This is a genomic window from uncultured Clostridium sp. (assembly GCF_947072515.1).
Classification (GTDB): Bacteria; Bacillota; Clostridia; order Clostridiales; family Clostridiaceae; genus Clostridium.
This window is the reverse complement of sequence record NZ_CAMTIG010000009.1, coordinates 1-17,225: the sequence shown is the minus strand read 5'-3', so window position 1 is coordinate 17,225 and position 17,225 is coordinate 1. Positions and strand designations below refer to the sequence as shown.

The 17,225-nt window shown below is 26.9% G+C and carries 19 protein-coding genes; 4 read left to right on the top strand and 15 right to left on the bottom strand.

The window, feature by feature from the left end:
• Nucleotides 1–5 precede the first annotated feature (5 nt).
• From Q0W06_RS05160 to Q0W06_RS05130, 7 genes are all read right to left on the bottom strand, one after another.
• Nucleotides 6–1,616, bottom strand: coding sequence for a hypothetical protein (locus Q0W06_RS05160; protein WP_297632318.1), 1,611 nt, complete (start codon nucleotides 1,614–1,616; stop codon nucleotides 6–8).
• Nucleotides 1,617–1,625: 9 nt separating this feature from the next.
• Entirely contained in the window at nucleotides 1,626–2,627 is a 1,002-nt protein-coding gene (locus Q0W06_RS05155; RefSeq protein ID WP_297632315.1) for a Wadjet anti-phage system protein JetD domain-containing protein, read from the bottom strand.
• A gap of 105 nt (nucleotides 2,628–2,732) precedes the next feature.
• Nucleotides 2,733–3,614, bottom strand: a complete 882-nt coding sequence (locus Q0W06_RS05150) for an ROK family protein (RefSeq protein ID WP_297632312.1) — start codon at nucleotides 3,612–3,614, stop codon at nucleotides 2,733–2,735.
• 6 nt (nucleotides 3,615–3,620) lie between these two features.
• Entirely contained in the window at nucleotides 3,621–4,937 is a 1,317-nt protein-coding gene (locus Q0W06_RS05145) for a PTS sugar transporter subunit IIC (protein WP_297632309.1), read from the bottom strand.
• Between the two features lie 32 nt (nucleotides 4,938–4,969).
• A complete protein-coding gene (locus Q0W06_RS05140; RefSeq protein WP_297632306.1) occupies nucleotides 4,970–6,409 on the bottom strand; it encodes a glycoside hydrolase family 1 protein in 1,440 nt (479 codons plus the stop codon).
• A 130-nt stretch (nucleotides 6,410–6,539) separates the two neighbouring features.
• Nucleotides 6,540–7,268: a MurR/RpiR family transcriptional regulator gene (locus tag Q0W06_RS05135; protein ID WP_297632303.1), complete on the bottom strand. Its 729-nt coding sequence runs from the start codon at nucleotides 7,266–7,268 to the stop codon at nucleotides 6,540–6,542.
• A gap of 145 nt (nucleotides 7,269–7,413) precedes the next feature.
• Nucleotides 7,414–8,424, bottom strand: a complete 1,011-nt coding sequence (locus Q0W06_RS05130) for a spore photoproduct lyase family protein (protein ID WP_297632300.1) — start codon at nucleotides 8,422–8,424, stop codon at nucleotides 7,414–7,416.
• Nucleotides 8,425–8,591: 167 nt separating this feature from the next.
• On the opposite strand from Q0W06_RS05130, the gene Q0W06_RS05125 reads away from it, so the two are divergent.
• Entirely contained in the window at nucleotides 8,592–9,572 is a 981-nt protein-coding gene (locus Q0W06_RS05125) for a hypothetical protein (RefSeq protein WP_297632297.1), read from the top strand.
• A 41-nt stretch (nucleotides 9,573–9,613) separates the two neighbouring features.
• On the opposite strand, the gene Q0W06_RS05120 is transcribed toward Q0W06_RS05125, so the two are convergent.
• Nucleotides 9,614–10,387 carry a class I SAM-dependent methyltransferase gene (locus tag Q0W06_RS05120; protein WP_297632294.1) on the bottom strand — a complete coding sequence of 258 codons (774 nt, stop codon included), beginning with the start codon at nucleotides 10,385–10,387 and terminating at the stop codon, nucleotides 9,614–9,616.
• Between the two features lie 250 nt (nucleotides 10,388–10,637).
• Between Q0W06_RS05120 and Q0W06_RS05115 the strand changes: the two genes are divergently transcribed.
• Together Q0W06_RS05115 and Q0W06_RS05110 are read left to right on the top strand one after the other, a co-directional pair.
• Nucleotides 10,638–10,793: a hypothetical protein gene (locus Q0W06_RS05115; RefSeq protein ID WP_297632291.1), complete on the top strand. Its 156-nt coding sequence runs from the start codon at nucleotides 10,638–10,640 to the stop codon at nucleotides 10,791–10,793.
• Nucleotides 10,794–10,962: 169 nt separating this feature from the next.
• Nucleotides 10,963–11,397, top strand: coding sequence for a hypothetical protein (locus Q0W06_RS05110; RefSeq protein WP_297632288.1), 435 nt, complete (start codon nucleotides 10,963–10,965; stop codon nucleotides 11,395–11,397).
• A 223-nt stretch (nucleotides 11,398–11,620) separates the two neighbouring features.
• On the opposite strand, the gene Q0W06_RS05105 is transcribed toward Q0W06_RS05110, so the two are convergent.
• From Q0W06_RS05105 to cynS, 6 genes are all read right to left on the bottom strand, one after another.
• On the bottom strand, nucleotides 11,621–12,355 hold the full coding sequence (locus Q0W06_RS05105; RefSeq protein ID WP_297632285.1) for a hypothetical protein: 735 nt from the start codon (nucleotides 12,353–12,355) through the stop codon (nucleotides 11,621–11,623).
• Nucleotides 12,352–12,879, bottom strand: a complete 528-nt coding sequence (locus tag Q0W06_RS05100; protein ID WP_297632283.1) for a hypothetical protein — start codon at nucleotides 12,877–12,879, stop codon at nucleotides 12,352–12,354. Before Q0W06_RS05100 ends, Q0W06_RS05105 begins: the two co-directional genes overlap by 4 nt.
• 187 nt (nucleotides 12,880–13,066) lie before the next feature.
• A complete protein-coding gene (locus Q0W06_RS05095; RefSeq protein WP_297632280.1) occupies nucleotides 13,067–13,288 on the bottom strand; it encodes a YdbC family protein in 222 nt (73 codons plus the stop codon).
• A 222-nt stretch (nucleotides 13,289–13,510) separates the two neighbouring features.
• Complete coding sequence (locus Q0W06_RS05090; RefSeq protein ID WP_297632277.1) at nucleotides 13,511–14,197, bottom strand: SH3 domain-containing protein; 687 nt, start codon at nucleotides 14,195–14,197, stop codon at nucleotides 13,511–13,513.
• Between the two features lie 557 nt (nucleotides 14,198–14,754).
• Nucleotides 14,755–15,078, bottom strand: coding sequence for a DUF3784 domain-containing protein (locus Q0W06_RS05085; protein WP_297632274.1), 324 nt, complete (start codon nucleotides 15,076–15,078; stop codon nucleotides 14,755–14,757).
• Nucleotides 15,079–15,136: 58 nt separating this feature from the next.
• Nucleotides 15,137–15,601: a cyanase gene (cynS, locus tag Q0W06_RS05080; RefSeq protein WP_297632271.1), complete on the bottom strand. Its 465-nt coding sequence runs from the start codon at nucleotides 15,599–15,601 to the stop codon at nucleotides 15,137–15,139.
• A 153-nt stretch (nucleotides 15,602–15,754) separates the two neighbouring features.
• On the opposite strand from cynS, the gene Q0W06_RS05075 reads away from it, so the two are divergent.
• Nucleotides 15,755–16,171 carry an AsnC family transcriptional regulator gene (locus Q0W06_RS05075; protein WP_297632268.1) on the top strand — a complete coding sequence of 139 codons (417 nt, stop codon included), beginning with the start codon at nucleotides 15,755–15,757 and terminating at the stop codon, nucleotides 16,169–16,171.
• Nucleotides 16,172–16,266: 95 nt separating this feature from the next.
• Here Q0W06_RS05075 and Q0W06_RS05070 read toward each other — a convergent pair.
• Nucleotides 16,267–17,225: LPXTG cell wall anchor domain-containing protein (locus Q0W06_RS05070; protein WP_297632265.1), on the bottom strand; the 959-nt coding region annotated here is incomplete at its 5' end.

Here is a 17,225-nt window from a genome sequence, read left to right as displayed (position 1 = left end):
TCTCCTTATTCTTTAATAACTTTAAAAACTACATTTGAACATACACAATTTTTATAAATTCCACCTTCAGATAAGACATTTTCTAATTTAACTTCTTCTGTAGAATTCATTTTTAATGTTTCTATAGATTTAATATTTTTAAATATCTCATTTTCATCTATTATCTCTAATATATTTTTTATAAGCCTAAATTCTATCTCTCCATTCTCTATAAACTCTTTACTTTCCTCTCGTACTTCAATAATATCTATAACTCCACTTTTTAAAAACTCTATAATCACTTCTCTAAAAATTTCTATTGTTGGAATCAATGTCTTTAAAACCTTTTCATCTTCCTTCATTATTTCATTTATTCTAGCTAAAGTAATTTCTCCATCTTTAAATGCAAATTCTAAAATAAACTCTATAACCCTTTTATATTTTTTTAATTTCTCTAACTTTTTTTTATTTTCTTCTTCTAAGAAATCTTCTTCATCAAAATTAAGTTCTTCATCGTTTTCTATTTCCTTTGCTTTTATAACCTTTTGATATTCTAAAGCCTTATTTATATTATAAATTTTTTCAGGGTTTGAATTGAATAATGGTCTTAAAAATATATCTATATCCTCTATTTTATTTAAATCATCTAAAATTTTGTCATAAACTTCTCTCTTAAAATTAAATCTTTCTATTACCGACATTTTTACTATATTCTCAAGCTCACTTCCATAAGCTTCTTTTAAATTAAAATGCTTTATTAAAATCTTTTGATCCTCGTCTATAACCTTATTTAAGTATCTCTTTATAATCTTTAAATTAGTTAAATTATCATTTTCTTCCTTAGTTAGTTCTTGTACCTTTATATTGTGTTCTATAAATTCTTGTATTCTTTCATCAACCTTTTCCTTATGTAAAGTAAATCTTTTCTTTGTATCATCTAAAAGACCAAAATTTCCTTCTAACATCTTTCTATATTCTTCATTTGAATATGATAATGGATTTTCTCTTATTCTTAATACAGCCTCTTCCATACCTAATATCTTTCTTCTATACATATCAAAAATATTTTTAATATCTAAAACTGCTTTATCATATGATGCTTTTTTTAAATGTTCTTTAAATATTAACTCCTGAATAGTTATCTTTAAATTCTCCTCAATTTCTAAAGTAGATAATAATAAATCATATCCTTGATCTGTTAGATAGTAAGAAACTCTTCTCACTCCATCTACTTCTTCCATTTTATTTTTTACAAATGAAATATTTATATCTTTATACGTTCCTTCTCTAAATTCATATCCTTTAAAGTACATCGCTTTTCCTTCATCACAAATAATATTATTGACAATAAATATTGCTAAGTTTTTTAGTTCTTCATAAGACAGTTCCTTTTTTAAATGTCTTTCATTTAAAGCATCTAAAAATTCTGTAATATGGTCAATTGTACATATTTCCTCTTTAGACGATTGTTCCATTATATAAAGAAGAATTGAAAATATTAAATTATCTTGCTCATATCCTTCTGTAAATCCATAACTACTCCAGGTTTTTTTACTTATACTATTTCTAAAAAGAAGTGCATATGCTCCTATTTTCCTCATTCTCTCATACTGTGTATCTAAAAAATTCAAGTCCATAATATCTCCTTAAATATCAGTTATATTTAATATCTCTTGTGGAATATACTCACCACGTTCTAATATAACCTGTATTTTTTCTCTATAATAAAAGTTAAATTTATTTAAAAATAAATCTCCTATATTTTTATTCTGACCTTTTTTTGATAGAGGTAATCCTATCGCCTCACTTTTATCAATCATTTTTTCATAACCTTTTATAAATGGATTAATCCAATATTTATCTTTAAATAACTTATAAAAACTTTCATATATTAAAATTCCCTCATAATCTAAATCTCCAAAATAGAACATTTTATTATCATCATCTAACAAATATTTTTCTACTGAAATACCATAATCCTTAAATGCCCTATTTACTGATTTTCCGCCTCCATACATTACTGTATCGATATTATCTCCTAAGATAATATTATTTCCATTTAAAAGATGTCTTCTTAATGTATAATATGTATCCTTATTTTCTATAATAAGAATATTTTGTGGCATATTCTTATGCATAGAATAATATGCAATTGGTTCTGATGTTTCATAAAAATTTAATATAGATATATCTATTCCTAAATTCTTAAAAATTGTTTTACCTAATTCTTTTTGAATAAATTTTTCACGTCCAAAAATCTGAAATGCCCTTTCATTCATTGAAATTTTAATATTTAAAAGATTAGAATTATTTTTTAAAAATTGACTAAGCTTTAAAATATATTCTCTATGTTCTTTATACTTTTTTAAATTCTTTCTATAATAATCTAAATTAAACCTAGTAGATAATTTAAAATTTATCTCCTCTAAAAATTTATCATAATTTTCCTCTTTAATTATCAATCTATATTTTTTATATAGAGTTGGTTTTTTCCCATTTCCTCCACTACTTTTAATAGGTTGCATTTTTTCTTCATCTATTAATTTATTAACTAACTTATATAATTCATTATAATTTTCTATCTTAAATTTTTTTTCTAATTCATATAATTCAATAGTTTTTTTATTTCTAGCACTAAATAATTCCATAAAATCACCTCATTATCTATATTATAAGATAAATCCTTGTATTTATCTCATAAAATTTAAGAACCATTAGTTAAACTAATGGCTCTATCTTACTTTTTAATTATATTAATTTCTATCAATATAATTTTTTACTGCTCCTATTATTCCTGAATCGTTAGAGAACTTACATGCCTCTAAATTTATTTCATCTTTTGTAAAAGCTTTTAACCTTCTTTTTATTTCTGGAATAAGGTCTTCTCTTTCACTTACTCCTCCACCAATTAAAATCTTTTCTGGATCCATTATAAAGAATAAATTATATATTCCTATAGTTAACACTTCATAGAATTTATTTATAACAGATTCTGCAATGATATCACCTTTTCCATATTGCTCAAAAAGATATTCTCCATTAATATTTTCTATATCTTCTCCAATAGACTTTGCATAATCTTCTCTAATGCCTCTAGTACTGCCTGTTTGACTCATTGTACATTGTTCGATAACATTATTACTTATTCCATGAGTTATCATAAATCCAAACTCACCTGCTCCAAACTTAGCTCCTCTATATAAACTATCATTTATATAGATTCCTCCACCTATGCCTGTCCCTATAGTCATAGCCATAAAATTCTTACACTCTTTTGCATTACCTAACCATTTTTCAGCTAAAACAACACAGTTTGCATCATTTTCAATTTCAACCTTAGTATTTAATCTTTCTACTAATACTTCTTTTAAATTGAAATCATAAAAATCCATTATAGCTCCACCAGTTCTCATATATCCTGTATCTACATTGATAAAACCTGGTGCACTTATAGCTATTCCTTCTAGACTGTATTTTTCTTTGTTTTCATTAAACAAAAAACAAATACTTTTTATAATATATTCTCCATCCATCAAGGTCTTCATTTTATCTTTAAAAATAATTTCTCCATTTTTTGAGAGAACACCAAACTTAATTGATGTTCCTCCTATATCAATACCTAAAATATTTTTCATTCTTATTTATTCTCCTTGCTGCACCTTGTTAGACGCTATAACAAAAGGTGTATACACTATTATACTAACAATTAGACATAATATTCCTACTACAAGAGCCATGTAATTTCCACCTGTTCCTAAGAAAGCAATTATTGGTCCTGGTGTTGTCCATGGAACTCCATATACTACCGGTGGAATTATTTCAGCCATTATACAGAAATAACCTATTAAAATGTTAATTAATGGAACTATTATAAATGGAATCATTAACATTGGATTTAAAACTACTGGTAACCCAAATATAACTGGTTCATTTATATTAAAACATCCTGGTGCTATAGATAACTTAGCAATTTCTTTATATTCTTGTCTTTTAGAGAAAATAAATATTGCTATAATTAATCCTAAAGTCACTCCTGAACCTCCTGCATTTGCAAAGGCATCATTTAATGCCCAAGTTACTGGATAAGGCGCTCCCCATGCCGTTCCATGTTCTGCTACATATTTAATATTTGCTGCTCCTGCTTCTGCAAACATAGTATCTCTTATAGCTGCAATAGTATTTGGTCCATGTATTCCTAAAACCCAAAGGAAGTTTGAAACTAGTGCTAATATTATTACTGACCAAATGCTTGTCCCCATTAATGTTAATGGTTTTTGTATTGTAGAGTACACAAGGTCATGTAATCCACCATCTACAAACTTCATTAAAATAAAGTTTCCAACTGCAAATAAAACTGTTACTAATATTATTGGAATTAAAACTTTAAAACTTCTCATTACTGCCGGAGGTACTTGCTCTGGCATTTGTATTTCTAACTTCTTAGTTCTTGTTAAAACTTTCATTAACTCTGTAACACAAAGTGCTATAATAATTGCTACAAATAATCCCTGAGCTCCCATATATTGAGTTATTAAAGCATTACCACTCTCTGTTGTTACGTAATTTGGATATACAATCATAAATACTGATAATGAGGTAAGACCTATCATAATATCATCAAGTTCATAGGATCTAGCTAATTCTTTAGCTACTAAAAATGTAATTAAAAGAGCCATAATATCTGTTGAACCTTTTAATACAGGACTAAAAACAGCTTGATACTCTGCAAGTCCTGGGAAAATTTGATGTAATCTTAAAAGACTAGCTATAAATCCATCTGGTGCTAATATTGTAAAGTTAAGAAGTAGCATTAAAGAAGCTGCCATTGTTAATGGAAAAATTAATATAAATGCATCTCTAATTGCCATAACATGCTTTTGTTGTGCTAATCTTCCTGCAATAGGTAATAATATTGCTTCTAATTTTGCTGAGACTTTATCCATTATTTTATTATTCATTTCCTTTCCCCCTAAAACCTATTTATTTATTTTTATATATTATCTCCATTAGTCTTAATAATTTCTTTATACCAATAAAAACTATCTTTTTTAATTCTCCTTAACTCTTTTTCATCAGTTTCATCTCTATCTACATAAACAAAACCATATCTTTTTTGATATCCGTTAAGCCAACTTAATAAATCTGTATATGACCATGAACAATATCCAATTAAGTTTACGCCATCATTTACGGCTTCCTTACATGCTCTTATATGCTTTTCTAAATATTCAATTCTATAAGTATCATGAATTTCCCCATCTTCTAACTTATCAAAAGCTCCAAGACCATTTTCAGTTATCATAATTGGAATATTGTCATATCTACTAGTTAAGATTCTAAGACCAACTCTTAAACCAGTTGCATCAATTTCCCAATCCCAATCTGTTGCATCTAAATATGGATTTTTCTTAGTTTTATAAACTCCTTCTATTCCTTCTTCTTTAGCTGTTCCTTTTTTACCATCTTGGTTCATAAAGTCGCTTCTTCCAACTCCATCTAAAGGATTTGCTTCTATTGTTGTAGTTCTATAATAATTTATTCCTATAAAATCTGGTTTTCCTAATGCTAAAAGTTCTAAATCCTCTTCTTCTATAGTTGGCTCAAGTCCCATTCTCTCCATGTATCTCCAAGCTATTGTTGGATATTTCCCTTTTAAATAAACATCAAGCCACCAATACATATTTAATTCATCTGCATTTTCTTTTGCAATAACATCATTTGGATTGCAAGTATATGCATAGTTTGGACCAAAAGCAAAACTTGGCCCTATCTTCCCTTCAATCCCCATTTCTCTAAATAAGTTAATTGCACTTGCATTTGCTAAATTAGCAATATGATTTGCCTCTAACATTCTTCTTGTATTTTTTACAGCTGGTGGATGTAGTCCCGCTTGATATCCAAGACCTATAAATACATTTTGTTCATTCAAAGTTACCCAGTACTTAACCTTTTTATTAAATCTTTGGAATAAAACTTTGCAGTAGTTTGTAAAGTCTTCTATAACTTCTCTTGATTCCCATCCTCCATATAAATCTTGAAGAGCCTGTGGTAAATCCCAGTGGTATATAGTTAAAACAGGCTCTATATCATTTTCAATTAACTCATCTATTAAGTCTTCATAAAACCTTAATCCCTTTTCATTAACTTCACCTTTCCCATTTGGTAAAACTCTAGCCCATGCAACGGAAAATCTATAAGCTTTTAGTCCTAGTTCTTTCATTAGAGCTACGTCTTCCTTATATCTATGATAGTGATCTACTGCCACATTTCCATTTGTATTTTTAAAGGTTGTCCCAGGAATTTTTACATATTCATCCCATATAGATAGTCCCTTTCCATCAATATCATGTGCTCCCTCAACTTGATAAGCTGCTGATGCAGTTCCCCATAAAAAATTTTCTTCAAATCCTTCTAACTTTTTGTATATCAAAAAAATCACCTCATCTTTATTTCTTGATTAAATATTAACATCTCATGAACTACTTTGAAATAGTTTTCAACGTTATTGTAATCATTTTCAGATAGGGTGATTTTTTACAATAAAGAAACAACTTGTTTCTTTATTTCTTATTTAATTCTATAAGTTCTTTTCCTAACGCTTCAATAATATATATAACTGGCACTTGAGTTGTCAACTGATGATATCCATTTTTCTGAATTTGAACATAATAATTTAAATTTAAATCTGAAAGTGTAGCTAAAGTACAACTCTTACTATTAGTTATAGAAATTGCTTTTCCTCCACATCTTTTTAATCTATTTAAATGTTCAATTACATCTGGACTTTCTCCTTCTACTGAAAAAAGTAATGAAATACCATCTTGCCCTGCAATTCTCTCCGTAGGATAAAAAGGATCTGAAATTTCTAATGCAAAACTTCCAAGTCCACTAAAATATCTTGCAGCATATTTAGCTAAAGCACCTGAACTTCCAATTCCCACACAAAATATAGTGTTATATTTACTTAATTCCTCTGCTGCTTTTCTTATATCTTTTTTAAACTCATCTGTATTTGTTCTATTGAAAAACTCAAGTATTATACTTTGATCATCTTTAATTTCTATATCAAGGGAACTTTCTAGCTCCATTTTAAGTTTTATTTTAAACTCTGAAAAACCATCACAGCCAAGCTTTCTACAAAATCTTAATATAGTAGAAGTAGAAACGTGGGTCTCATCTGCAAGTTCTCTAATTCTCATATAACTAACGCTTTTTCTATTATTTAAAATATATTTATATATATCTACCTCAAGTTCATTTAAGTTTGATGTATCCTTTAAAGTAACCATATTTTATCCCCTTCCATATATAACCTTATCTTCTAATTATATATTATCCCCACCTAATTTTAAATAATAAACAATGCCAATCTCCTTATTTTCTTCTATGTTAACTATTATTTTTATTTAAAACTCTTTTATCATTAAAATTCCTTTATACTATATAGCTTATTGTGGCTTTAGGTAAATATTTTTTTATATAAGATATTATTATCTTTTCACCATAATTTCTAAACTCACTTTTATATGTATATTTCTTAGGTGATTTAAGTCTCATTTTATTCATATCCAGTAGATTTACTGCCCTTGGCATACTTTGAGTATTTACCTGTAAGTTTGCTAATCCATATGTCATAAAGATAACTTCTATAAATACATTTTCTTTAAGTTCCTCTAATAAATTTTCACTAAGAGTCTTAAATAATCCTTCATAAAGCTTTTCAAAATTTGATACTAAAATAATAGGTGCAATATTTAACCCTACTCTATATCTAGCTTTAAACATTTTATTTGCAGCTATTATCCTCTCCTCTAATTTGCTTGTTCCAAATTCTACTTTTCTAATTATTTCTTCTGGGTTTACTGATATTCTCATTTGGGTGTTTCCATTATGTTTTAAATTTAATAATTCGTCTACTTGATGAAACTTTGTAGCAAATGTTGCTGTTGCATTATAAAGTTTTCCAAACTCTTCTATTGCCCATTTTAAATTCCCTGTAATAGTATTTTCAAGAATCATATCAGAATTACATCCAAGTTCGTACACCCTATGAACTCCCTCTTTCTCTATCTTCTTTTTTATCTTATTTAATATTTCATCCCTATTTACAAAAATCCTTAAATAGGAGCAATTTTCAAAATTACATACTAAATAACAATAAAGACATGTTGCACTACATCCAGTTGATGTAAATGGCACTATATAATCTGAACTCTTATCATTAGGTGTTAAATTAATTGTTTTTCTTTTTCCTAATACTAAGTACTTTTTAACTCTAATAAACTCTTTATATGGAAGCAATCTCAATTCATCTATCTTATGATGAGCTCTTATTTCTATTGTTTCAATATTCATTTCTTTATACTTCTCTAATAATTCTCTTCCTTGTTTGTACTCTAAAACTACCTCCTCATAATAAACTTTTTGTGGAATAAATTCATTCATAGTTTTCTCCCTTTCTTTTTCTATTTACTATATATTTTCTACAAATAAATAAATTTATTCTTTTCAATTTTTCTCCCTAAAAAACCTTTTTGTAATCTTTTATCCATTTCATGTTAAATTTAAATTGATATTATAAGTTTAATATAATTTAGAAAAGAGATGATTCAATGAAAAAATTAGCTATAACAGTGTCTACCCTTCTATGTATTTTTATAATAGGTATCGGTATATTTTTATTTAAAGAAGATTCTACATTAAATAAAAGTAAATCCCTTTTAACTAAATCTTTAAATTCATCCGTTAGTAGTATAACTCCTGAAAATACTTCTACTACAACTAACGCTAGTACCAATTCTACAAACACAACTCCAAGCAATACATCTAGTATAAGTGTCGCAAATACTTCTTCTAGTTCAACAACTGCTACTTCTCCAAAATCAAGTTTTATTTCCCAACTTGAAAGTTTAGGAACTGGTAATTTTTCTACTTTAACTAATCTTATAAATGAAGAAAATGGTTTTATTCAAATTACTACTCCAGCTGGAGAATGCACTACAATAACCAATCTTCATAGAGAAGGCAAAGCTTTAGTTGGTACTGGATATACTGTATTTTTATTAAATTTCCCTGCAACATTTTATATTAATAATTTAGGTAATAACAAGTATGAAATTCACGAATTTTTTGATGGTAAATATGTAGCTTTATATACAGGAACATATTCTAGTGGAAATGAATTTTCTTGTACTAAAACTATTATCGGTACAGGTGGTATTGTTTCTTGTTTATTTTCTATTGTTCAACCTAATAACTATGCATTTACTAGTTCGCCTTACTATGTAGGCACTGTTGGAAATACTAATGTTAAAATGGCTGTAAACGGGCAATCATTTAATGTATATGAGCAATATGAAAATGATAGAAATTCATTTTTACTTCTTCCTACTGCAATAGTACCCAATGCTTTAAAACACTATGCATCAAATAATACCTTTATTTATTGTGAAACTTATAATACTGTTACAGGATACTTTTTCTTAACATCTTCTAATAACGGAAATACACTTACTGGTGTTTATATAAGAAGATTAAATAATGGATATAGTAATCCTGAGCTAGTTTCTCTTAATGGAGCAACCTTACCTTAATAAAAACAGACACTAAATTAAATAATTTAGTGTCTGTTTTTTTACTTTTTTAATATATCTAATGTATGTGCACTCATTCCTATTAAGTCCATTCTTTCACAAGTACTATAATGATATTCTAAAAACAAATTAAAATCCTCATCATCCATATTATTTAAGATAGGTCTTATAAAGTTTGCATGTCCATCTGCAGCTATTATTTGTTCTCTCTTTAAATCTGTTTCCGCATTTATTTTGTCTATATCTTCTATTCTTACATAATCATATAGATCTTCCTTTTCAGCTATAACATGAAAATCCTTAGATACCTTTCCATTTTGTATACTCTTTTTAATATTTCCTTCTTTAAAACCATAAGTTAAAATGCTATATTCATTCATACAGTAAGCAACTAAAATTATTCCGCCTTTTTTAGTAACTCTTTCTGCTTCCTTTAAAGCTTGTACTTTATCTTCAAAACTATATAAATGATACATTGGTCCAAATACTAATGTCATATCAAAAGTATTATCTTTAAATCTTGATAAATCTAAAGCTGTACCTTGCATTGCTTTTACTGAACTTCCTTTTGATTTTAAAACTCCTAAATTATGTTTTACAAGCTCAATTGCAGTTACATCATAACCTTCTTCTGCAAGTGCTATTGAATAGCGTCCTGTACCTGCACCTACATCAAGTATTTTAGCATCTTTGTTTTCACCTAAAAACTTATGTATATATCTTAATGAAGTAAAATATTCAACTTGCGCATATCGTCTTCCAAGCCTTTTATCTTCACAAAACTTATTATAATATTTTTCTAATTCAACTGTCATATTCCCCATCCTTATCTCATTATTTTATCCTTGTTACTATCATTATAATTAATATCTACCTCTTTATTCAATAGTAATCATCTGTATTATTTTTACCTAAATATATACATACAAGATATTCTTTTCATTTATCACCATTAATTTCTTACATTTTTCACAAGCATTAATTATTTAGACATTATTTATTTATGCTTTTTTAATTTTCCTCTGCTATGATATAGAAGAATTTTACTTGAAAAGAGATGATTACATGAAAAAACTAATGATGGCAGTTTCTATTGTTCTTCTTTCTTCCATAATAGGAATTGAAGGATATTTATTTACTCAAGGTTTCAATAAAAATGTACATAATACACCAACACAAGTTTCTGTTAGCAGTTCAAACATACATAATACATCTAAATAATATACCATACAATTTAAAACTTATACTATTAATTAAAATAAGAGATGCAATGCACCTCTTATTTTTTATTTAACCCCATTTATATTTTTACATATTTTTCTTTTTATGTACATATATTCTTCTTTTTATTGTTATATTATTACTATAACAATAAAAGTGAGGTGTTCACATGGATTCATTAAGTAAAAAATCTAACTCTAATACTATTTTAGTTGTAATATTAATTATTGTAGGAATTATTGCTGTTGGTTCTGCTCTACTTACTATTCCTACTAAGTCCTATAAACTTACCTTTACTAATAATACTATTTCTATAAATGGATGGGAATCTATCAATATAAATTTAGATACAGTAAGCCATGCAACATTACTTAATACTTCTCCTAATGTAATTTCAAATGATAATGGTGGTTCCATGGATAATAAAATATTTGGCCATGAAAATTTAGAAACTTATGGTGATACAGCCTGTTATGTTGAAAATTCTTCTGGTAAATCAATTTATTTAGATACAACTAACGGAAAATATTTAATTGCCCTTGAAAATTCTAATGATACTACTACTCTTTATAATGAAATTATTAAAGCAAAACCAAGCTTATAGACTAAGAACTCCTATAGATTTTCTACAGGAATTTTAATTTACATATTCTCTTTATCGATACATCCCATAGCTAAAACTCCAAATATAATAGTAAAAATTATCTCCGCTACAATTTTTCTCATTGCCCATCCTTCAATTTACTAATCCCCCAAATAGATTATTTATCCTACTTTAAAGAAACATTTTTTTAATTATATTGACTTCTCAACATATCCATATGTCTCTATTCATATTTTTCCTTATATTTTTCATACCACTCAACATTCCACTTTTCTCTTTCACATAAACTTTTTAATTTTTCTTCATTCTCTACATTTTCTTCTGTTATTTTATCATGTGTTTCTTTATTTACTATAAGTCCATTTTCTATGTCTAAAGCTAAAGCAGGATATGATGCCTTAGATCTTATATGTGAAAATTCAGCCTTTCTTTTAATTAAAGACTCTCCTGTTAATTCATCTTCCCTTATCTTATATACTCTTATTCTAGTTTTCTTTAATTTTTTCAAATCTTTTAGATAATTTTCATCAATCTTTCCATTCATTACTCTTAATTGGTCACAATCTCTTATATTTATTAAAGCTTGTTCTGAAACTCGTAAATATTTTCTTTTACTTTCACTTCTAGCTTCATTCATTTCTTTATTTATAAGCTTTAAACATTCTCCAAGTAATATATATTTACTATTTTCATATTTATCATCTTCATTTATATTAGATAAAATTATTCTTATCTTATCTTCTGCTCTAAGCCTTAATATTTCCCCTAAAGAATCTTCTGAAATAAATACAGTAGATGTATTAGCTTCAATTATACAATCCTTACATGCATTTACTATTCTCGTAACTGTTCCTTTATGTTCACCTTCCCCAATTTCAGGTCTTTTAAAATTCAGTTCATCTCCAGTATATGCAATTCCTTGAGGTAATTCTCTTTTATCTTTAACTATTTTTTTCATTTAATTATAAGCTCACACAATTGCTCAAAAGCATGAATTGCTTCATTTGCCCTTTCGTTTGTACAAACATCTGGATGAATCTCTTTTAATATTTTATTTCTCCAAGTCTTTCCTTGTCTTTTATTCCTATAAAAACTCTCCTTAACTCCTAGCTTTTCATTTCTGTTTTTTCCACTAAGTTCAAGAATATAAAATATTAGTTCATCACTTCTACTTTTAAAGTACTCTATCTCTACAGTCTTTGTATTTTCCCCTCTTTTCTTCTCTATTTCTTCATTACTATTCTTACTCTGCAAATTAAGATAAAACTCTTTTATTCTTAATATCTTAGAGTATAATTCACTCCATCCTCTTGCAACAATTTTCTTACTATTTTTAGGTCCTACATCTAAACCATTTCCCTCTAAAAATTTATCAATATCACTATTAATTTCCCTCTTCAAATTTTCTAGTTGCCTAGTCTTATACCTCTCTTTTGTAAGTTTTCTTAAATCCTTTTCATTTTCTGCATTTAGCCACCACATTTATAATAAAACCCCTTTATTTATTACTTATAATAATTTATATTTTCTAAATAAACTTTTATTCTTTTAAAGTTCAATATCTGCCATATATTTTTATTGAACTCATTTTTTCAAAAGCTTCTAATTACATAAAAATAGAACTAGTTATACTTTTTAGCTAGTTCTATTCTCTAATTATATTTTAATTTTATAAATCCATCTTATCCAATATCTCTTTTAAACTTTTTAATTCCTCTTTACTTAATGTTACACCTTTTCCCATTTTAACATGGTCTGGGTCCCATTCTCTTATATCATATTTAGCTTCTCTTCCATTCCAACTTATTAGATTTACTTCTTTTTTCCATCCTTTTGATGATTCTGCTATAACTCCAAGATTTTCTTCTATTTCAAATTTTAAATCTGCCATTTTTATACCTCTTTTCTAATTTCCTTTAATCTTTATATTTATTATATACTTTTATGATGATTTTATATAATAAATATACTACTTTTTCTATGGTGAATTCTATTTATTTTCTCTATATTTAAACTTATAAAATTACTATCAAAATTTAAACAAATTAAACTTATATCATAAAATAATAAAAGCCACAGAAATATGTGGCTTAAAAATATTTTAATTTATATATTATTTTACATATCTTTCATAGACATACCCAACTTCTCCCGAAGATGTTTTTACTTTATCGTATTCACCTGATTGTCCTATAACTTGAACCTTCTCTCCATTATTTAAATGTTCTATATCATTACCATGACTATCTGGTGTTGAATGTAAAATAGCTTTTTTACTTGAACTATTAAAAGAAATTTCTTCATACTGTCCTTGTACTTCATTTGCTTCTTTATTTTGTGGTGCTTTTACAGCCATACTTTGGCTTTTTTCATTTTGTTTTATATTTGACTGCTTTCTATCATTATTTTGATTTACTGTATTTGTTTTATTTTCAGTACTCTTCACTACTGCATTTTGTGGTTCTGATACAGTTTCCTTTTTTATATTTTCTTGTTTTGTATCTACTCCACTATTACTCTCTACCTTTTTATGTGTATCTACTTTCTTAACTTCAGTAGCATCTTTTTTATCCACTTCTGAATTATTTATATTCTGCTTCTGTGGATTTTCTTGTGTTTGCTGTGTATTATTTTGTGTTTGTTGAACTGTCTGTGTTTGATTTTTCGTAGTTACTGCTGAATTATTTGTATTTGTTGTTCCCCTACCAGCTAAACTAAGTAAGTATATTATAAATATAATTACTATACCTATTAAAATCTTAGTTCTTTTTCTCATTTTATGCTGCTTTTTACTCTTCATTTGTATCTTCCCCTAATCTTATTTAAATTGCCTCACCTATAATATCTTATCTTTTTATCATCATCAATATCGTAATTTTATTTATCTATTATTTTCTTTATTTTTAAATTAGCAGTTTATTTCACTAAATTATTTTTTTCTACCCTTCCCTTAGTCTACTTTACCACCAACTTTTCATTTAAAATATTTTTCTTCCAAATAAAAAAAGCCTTATTGCTAAGACTTTTTTGTGTCATTAAACCTAGGGGGGATCTAATGAAAGGGTTAATGGGGGACGAATTTTATTAAATCTAACGATTTATATTTTAATTCTATCCACATCTAAAGATTATATTCACTTTAGAATTTATTTTTTTATTTTTTATAAAGAAATATTTTTACATACAAAAAAAGCCTTATTTCTAAGACTTTCTTTATCTTATTGAAAATAGGGGGTATCCAATAAGTGAATTTATGGGGGATAGATATAAATCAATTGATTTATATTTTAATTGTACCCATTCTGATTAGTTCTATTCACTTTTATTTTAAATTTATTATTTCCTTAAAATATTTTTTTATTTTTTAAATCTATTTTTTGTGTTCATGTAAATTATGCCACCTATTACAACTATGACAAATATAATATTAACACTTATTATAACTACTCCAAAATTTCCTATATTCAATACTTTAGCTATTGGCATTATAAGTTCTATTCCTGCTAAAACAAATAGAAACTTACCCATAAATTTAAAATATCTCTCTTTATCATATTTATCTTGTTCATTTTTATCTAATGTATTGTATCCAGCTATTAAAAACCCACCTTTTCCAGAGCCAATTATAATTCCTAATATAACTAATATAATTGGTGCTAAAAGTAAAGCTACATACTCCATAATCTCCCCCTTAATTCTCTACTTTCTATATCATAATTATATTATATTTTTGAAGTTTTTACCAAGGATATTTTCCACCTTTACTATAAGGCAATAGCTTTCCATCTAATGTAATTATTACTCTATCACCTTTTGGATCTTTTTCTATTTCTATATCAACACCAAAATCAATTGCACTCATAATTGCATTTCCTGATTTCTCATGTATTATCTCTTTTATTGCTGGTCCATATGTATTTAATGCTTCATGTAATCTATATAATATTGGATCTACATCCGCTTTATATGGATGTTCTTTTAAACACTCAAATTTTTCAACTGGAATATCTAGCTCTTTGGCTAAAGCATCTATATATTCATCTGGAACCCATTGCTGTCCTTTAAAAACACTTGCAAGCCAAACTTTATTCACACTAATTTTTTCTGCTAACTCTTCATAAGTCAATCCTTTTGCTTTTCTCATTTGATTTAAATATCTTAATTCTTCTTTACTACTATCTCTTAAATAATCTATATTTTTCATTTTTTTCTCCTTTGTTATATTAATTTATTTTCTTTTATTATTGGTACATTTAAATTATAATATGTGTAGTTATCTAAGTTCAATTTTCCCATGAAAAACTTTGTTTATTAGACTTTCATGGTGAAATACTTTAAGTATAGGAGATGATTTATTTTGAAACTAGATGATTTAGATATTGCTATACTAAAAGAATTAAAATTAAATTCAAAACTTACTTTTAAAGAAATTGGTGAAAGATTACACCTAACAGGACAGGCTGTTGGAAATAGAGTTAATAAGCTTATAGAAAATAATATTATAGAAAACTTTACTATTAATATTAATGAAAACTATTTAGGTTTTAAAAATACATCTTATGTAAGAATCTATATGAAAGATAACTCACATGATAAAATACTAAATCTCATTAATGATCATAATGAAATTGTAGAGGCTTATAAAACTGGTTCTGACTGCTGTTATGTTTTAAAAATAGAAAATGATAGTAATCATACTCTTACTGCACTGCTTGATAAGATATTACCTTTTGCTAACTATCAAATTTCAATGGTTTTAGAAAAAATTAAATAATATTATTTCTATGATTTAAATATAATCACAAAAAAATATAAAAAATGCCGATTTCTCGGCATTTTTTCTTTTTAATTTATAAAGTTTTCTGACTCTTATTTATCAGTATCTTTTTGTGGTTTTTTCTTTCTATTTAAAACAAATAGTCCTGCAATTGCCCCAAAAATTCCTGCTGCAAAAGGAATATTAGCTTCATCTCCAGTTTTTGGATTACCTGAAGCTTTAGTACTAGTTTCTTGTTCATTTGCATTATTGCTTGTATTTTTAGGTTCTTGATTATTTATTATTTTACCTTGTTGAGCTGTTTGTCCAACAGAACTTGCTTCATTATTAATTATTTTTCCTGTATTAATATTCTCTGTATTATTTTCTTTAGTTGTTGTCTTAACTACTGGCACTACATTATTCTTAACTACAGGTTTTACTGGTTGTTCTGGTTTTACTGGTTGCTCTGGTTTTGTTGGTTTTACAGGTTTCACTTCATTTTTCTCAACTATCCATGTTATAGTTTCTGATTTGTTTCCGTAAGTTCCTGGTACTCCATTTACTTCTCCACCTTGTCCATCAACTACTTTTACTAAGTGGTAGCCATTTGGTACTTCTGGATTTATACTTGTATCTTTGCTTCCCACAACTCCTGTTGTAGTTGTAGCTGGTACTAATATTTCTCCATTTGTTGTTTCAACTATTGTTGTTACTGAACTATTTTTAACTACTGGTTTTACAGGTTTTACTTCATTTTTCTCAACTATCCATGTTATAGTTTCTGATTTGTTTCCATAAGTTCCTGGTACCCCATTTACTTCTTGTCCTTGTCCATCAACTACTTTTACTAAGTGGTAGCCATTTGGTACTTCTGGATTTATACTTGTATCCTTACTTCCTACAACTCCTGTTGTTGTTGTAGCTGGTACTAGTATTTCTCCACTTGTTGTTTCAACTATTGTTGTTACTGAACTGTTTTTAACTACTGGTTTTACAGGTTTTACTTCATTCTTCTCAACTATCCATGTTATAGTTTCTGATTTATTTCCGTAAGTTCCTGGTACTCCAT

Bases quoted from the DNA above. Each gene is read 5' to 3' on its own strand.
- Q0W06_RS05160 (WP_297632318.1), bottom strand. From the start codon at position 1,616: ATGGACTTGAATTTTTTAGATACACAGTATGAGAGAATGAGGAAAATA.
- Q0W06_RS05155 (WP_297632315.1), bottom strand. From the start codon at position 2,627: ATGGAATTATTTAGTGCTAGAAATAAAAAAACTATTGAATTATATGAA.
- Q0W06_RS05150 (WP_297632312.1), bottom strand. From the start codon at position 3,614: ATGAAAAATATTTTAGGTATTGATATAGGAGGAACATCAATTAAGTTT.
- Q0W06_RS05145 (WP_297632309.1), bottom strand. From the start codon at position 4,937: ATGAATAATAAAATAATGGATAAAGTCTCAGCAAAATTAGAAGCAATA.
- Q0W06_RS05135 (WP_297632303.1), bottom strand. From the start codon at position 7,268: ATGGTTACTTTAAAGGATACATCAAACTTAAATGAACTTGAGGTAGAT.
- Q0W06_RS05130 (WP_297632300.1), bottom strand. From the start codon at position 8,424: ATGAATGAATTTATTCCACAAAAAGTTTATTATGAGGAGGTAGTTTTA.
- Q0W06_RS05125 (WP_297632297.1), top strand. From the start codon at position 8,592: ATGAAAAAATTAGCTATAACAGTGTCTACCCTTCTATGTATTTTTATA.
- Q0W06_RS05120 (WP_297632294.1), bottom strand. From the start codon at position 10,387: ATGACAGTTGAATTAGAAAAATATTATAATAAGTTTTGTGAAGATAAA.
- Q0W06_RS05115 (WP_297632291.1), top strand. From the start codon at position 10,638: ATGAAAAAACTAATGATGGCAGTTTCTATTGTTCTTCTTTCTTCCATA.
- Q0W06_RS05110 (WP_297632288.1), top strand. From the start codon at position 10,963: ATGGATTCATTAAGTAAAAAATCTAACTCTAATACTATTTTAGTTGTA.
- Q0W06_RS05105 (WP_297632285.1), bottom strand. From the start codon at position 12,355: ATGAAAAAAATAGTTAAAGATAAAAGAGAATTACCTCAAGGAATTGCA.
- Q0W06_RS05100 (WP_297632283.1), bottom strand. From the start codon at position 12,879: ATGTGGTGGCTAAATGCAGAAAATGAAAAGGATTTAAGAAAACTTACA.
- Q0W06_RS05095 (WP_297632280.1), bottom strand. From the start codon at position 13,288: ATGGCAGATTTAAAATTTGAAATAGAAGAAAATCTTGGAGTTATAGCA.
- Q0W06_RS05090 (WP_297632277.1), bottom strand. From the start codon at position 14,197: ATGAAGAGTAAAAAGCAGCATAAAATGAGAAAAAGAACTAAGATTTTA.
- Q0W06_RS05085 (WP_297632274.1), bottom strand. From the start codon at position 15,078: ATGGAGTATGTAGCTTTACTTTTAGCACCAATTATATTAGTTATATTA.
- cynS (WP_297632271.1), bottom strand. From the start codon at position 15,601: ATGAAAAATATAGATTATTTAAGAGATAGTAGTAAAGAAGAATTAAGA.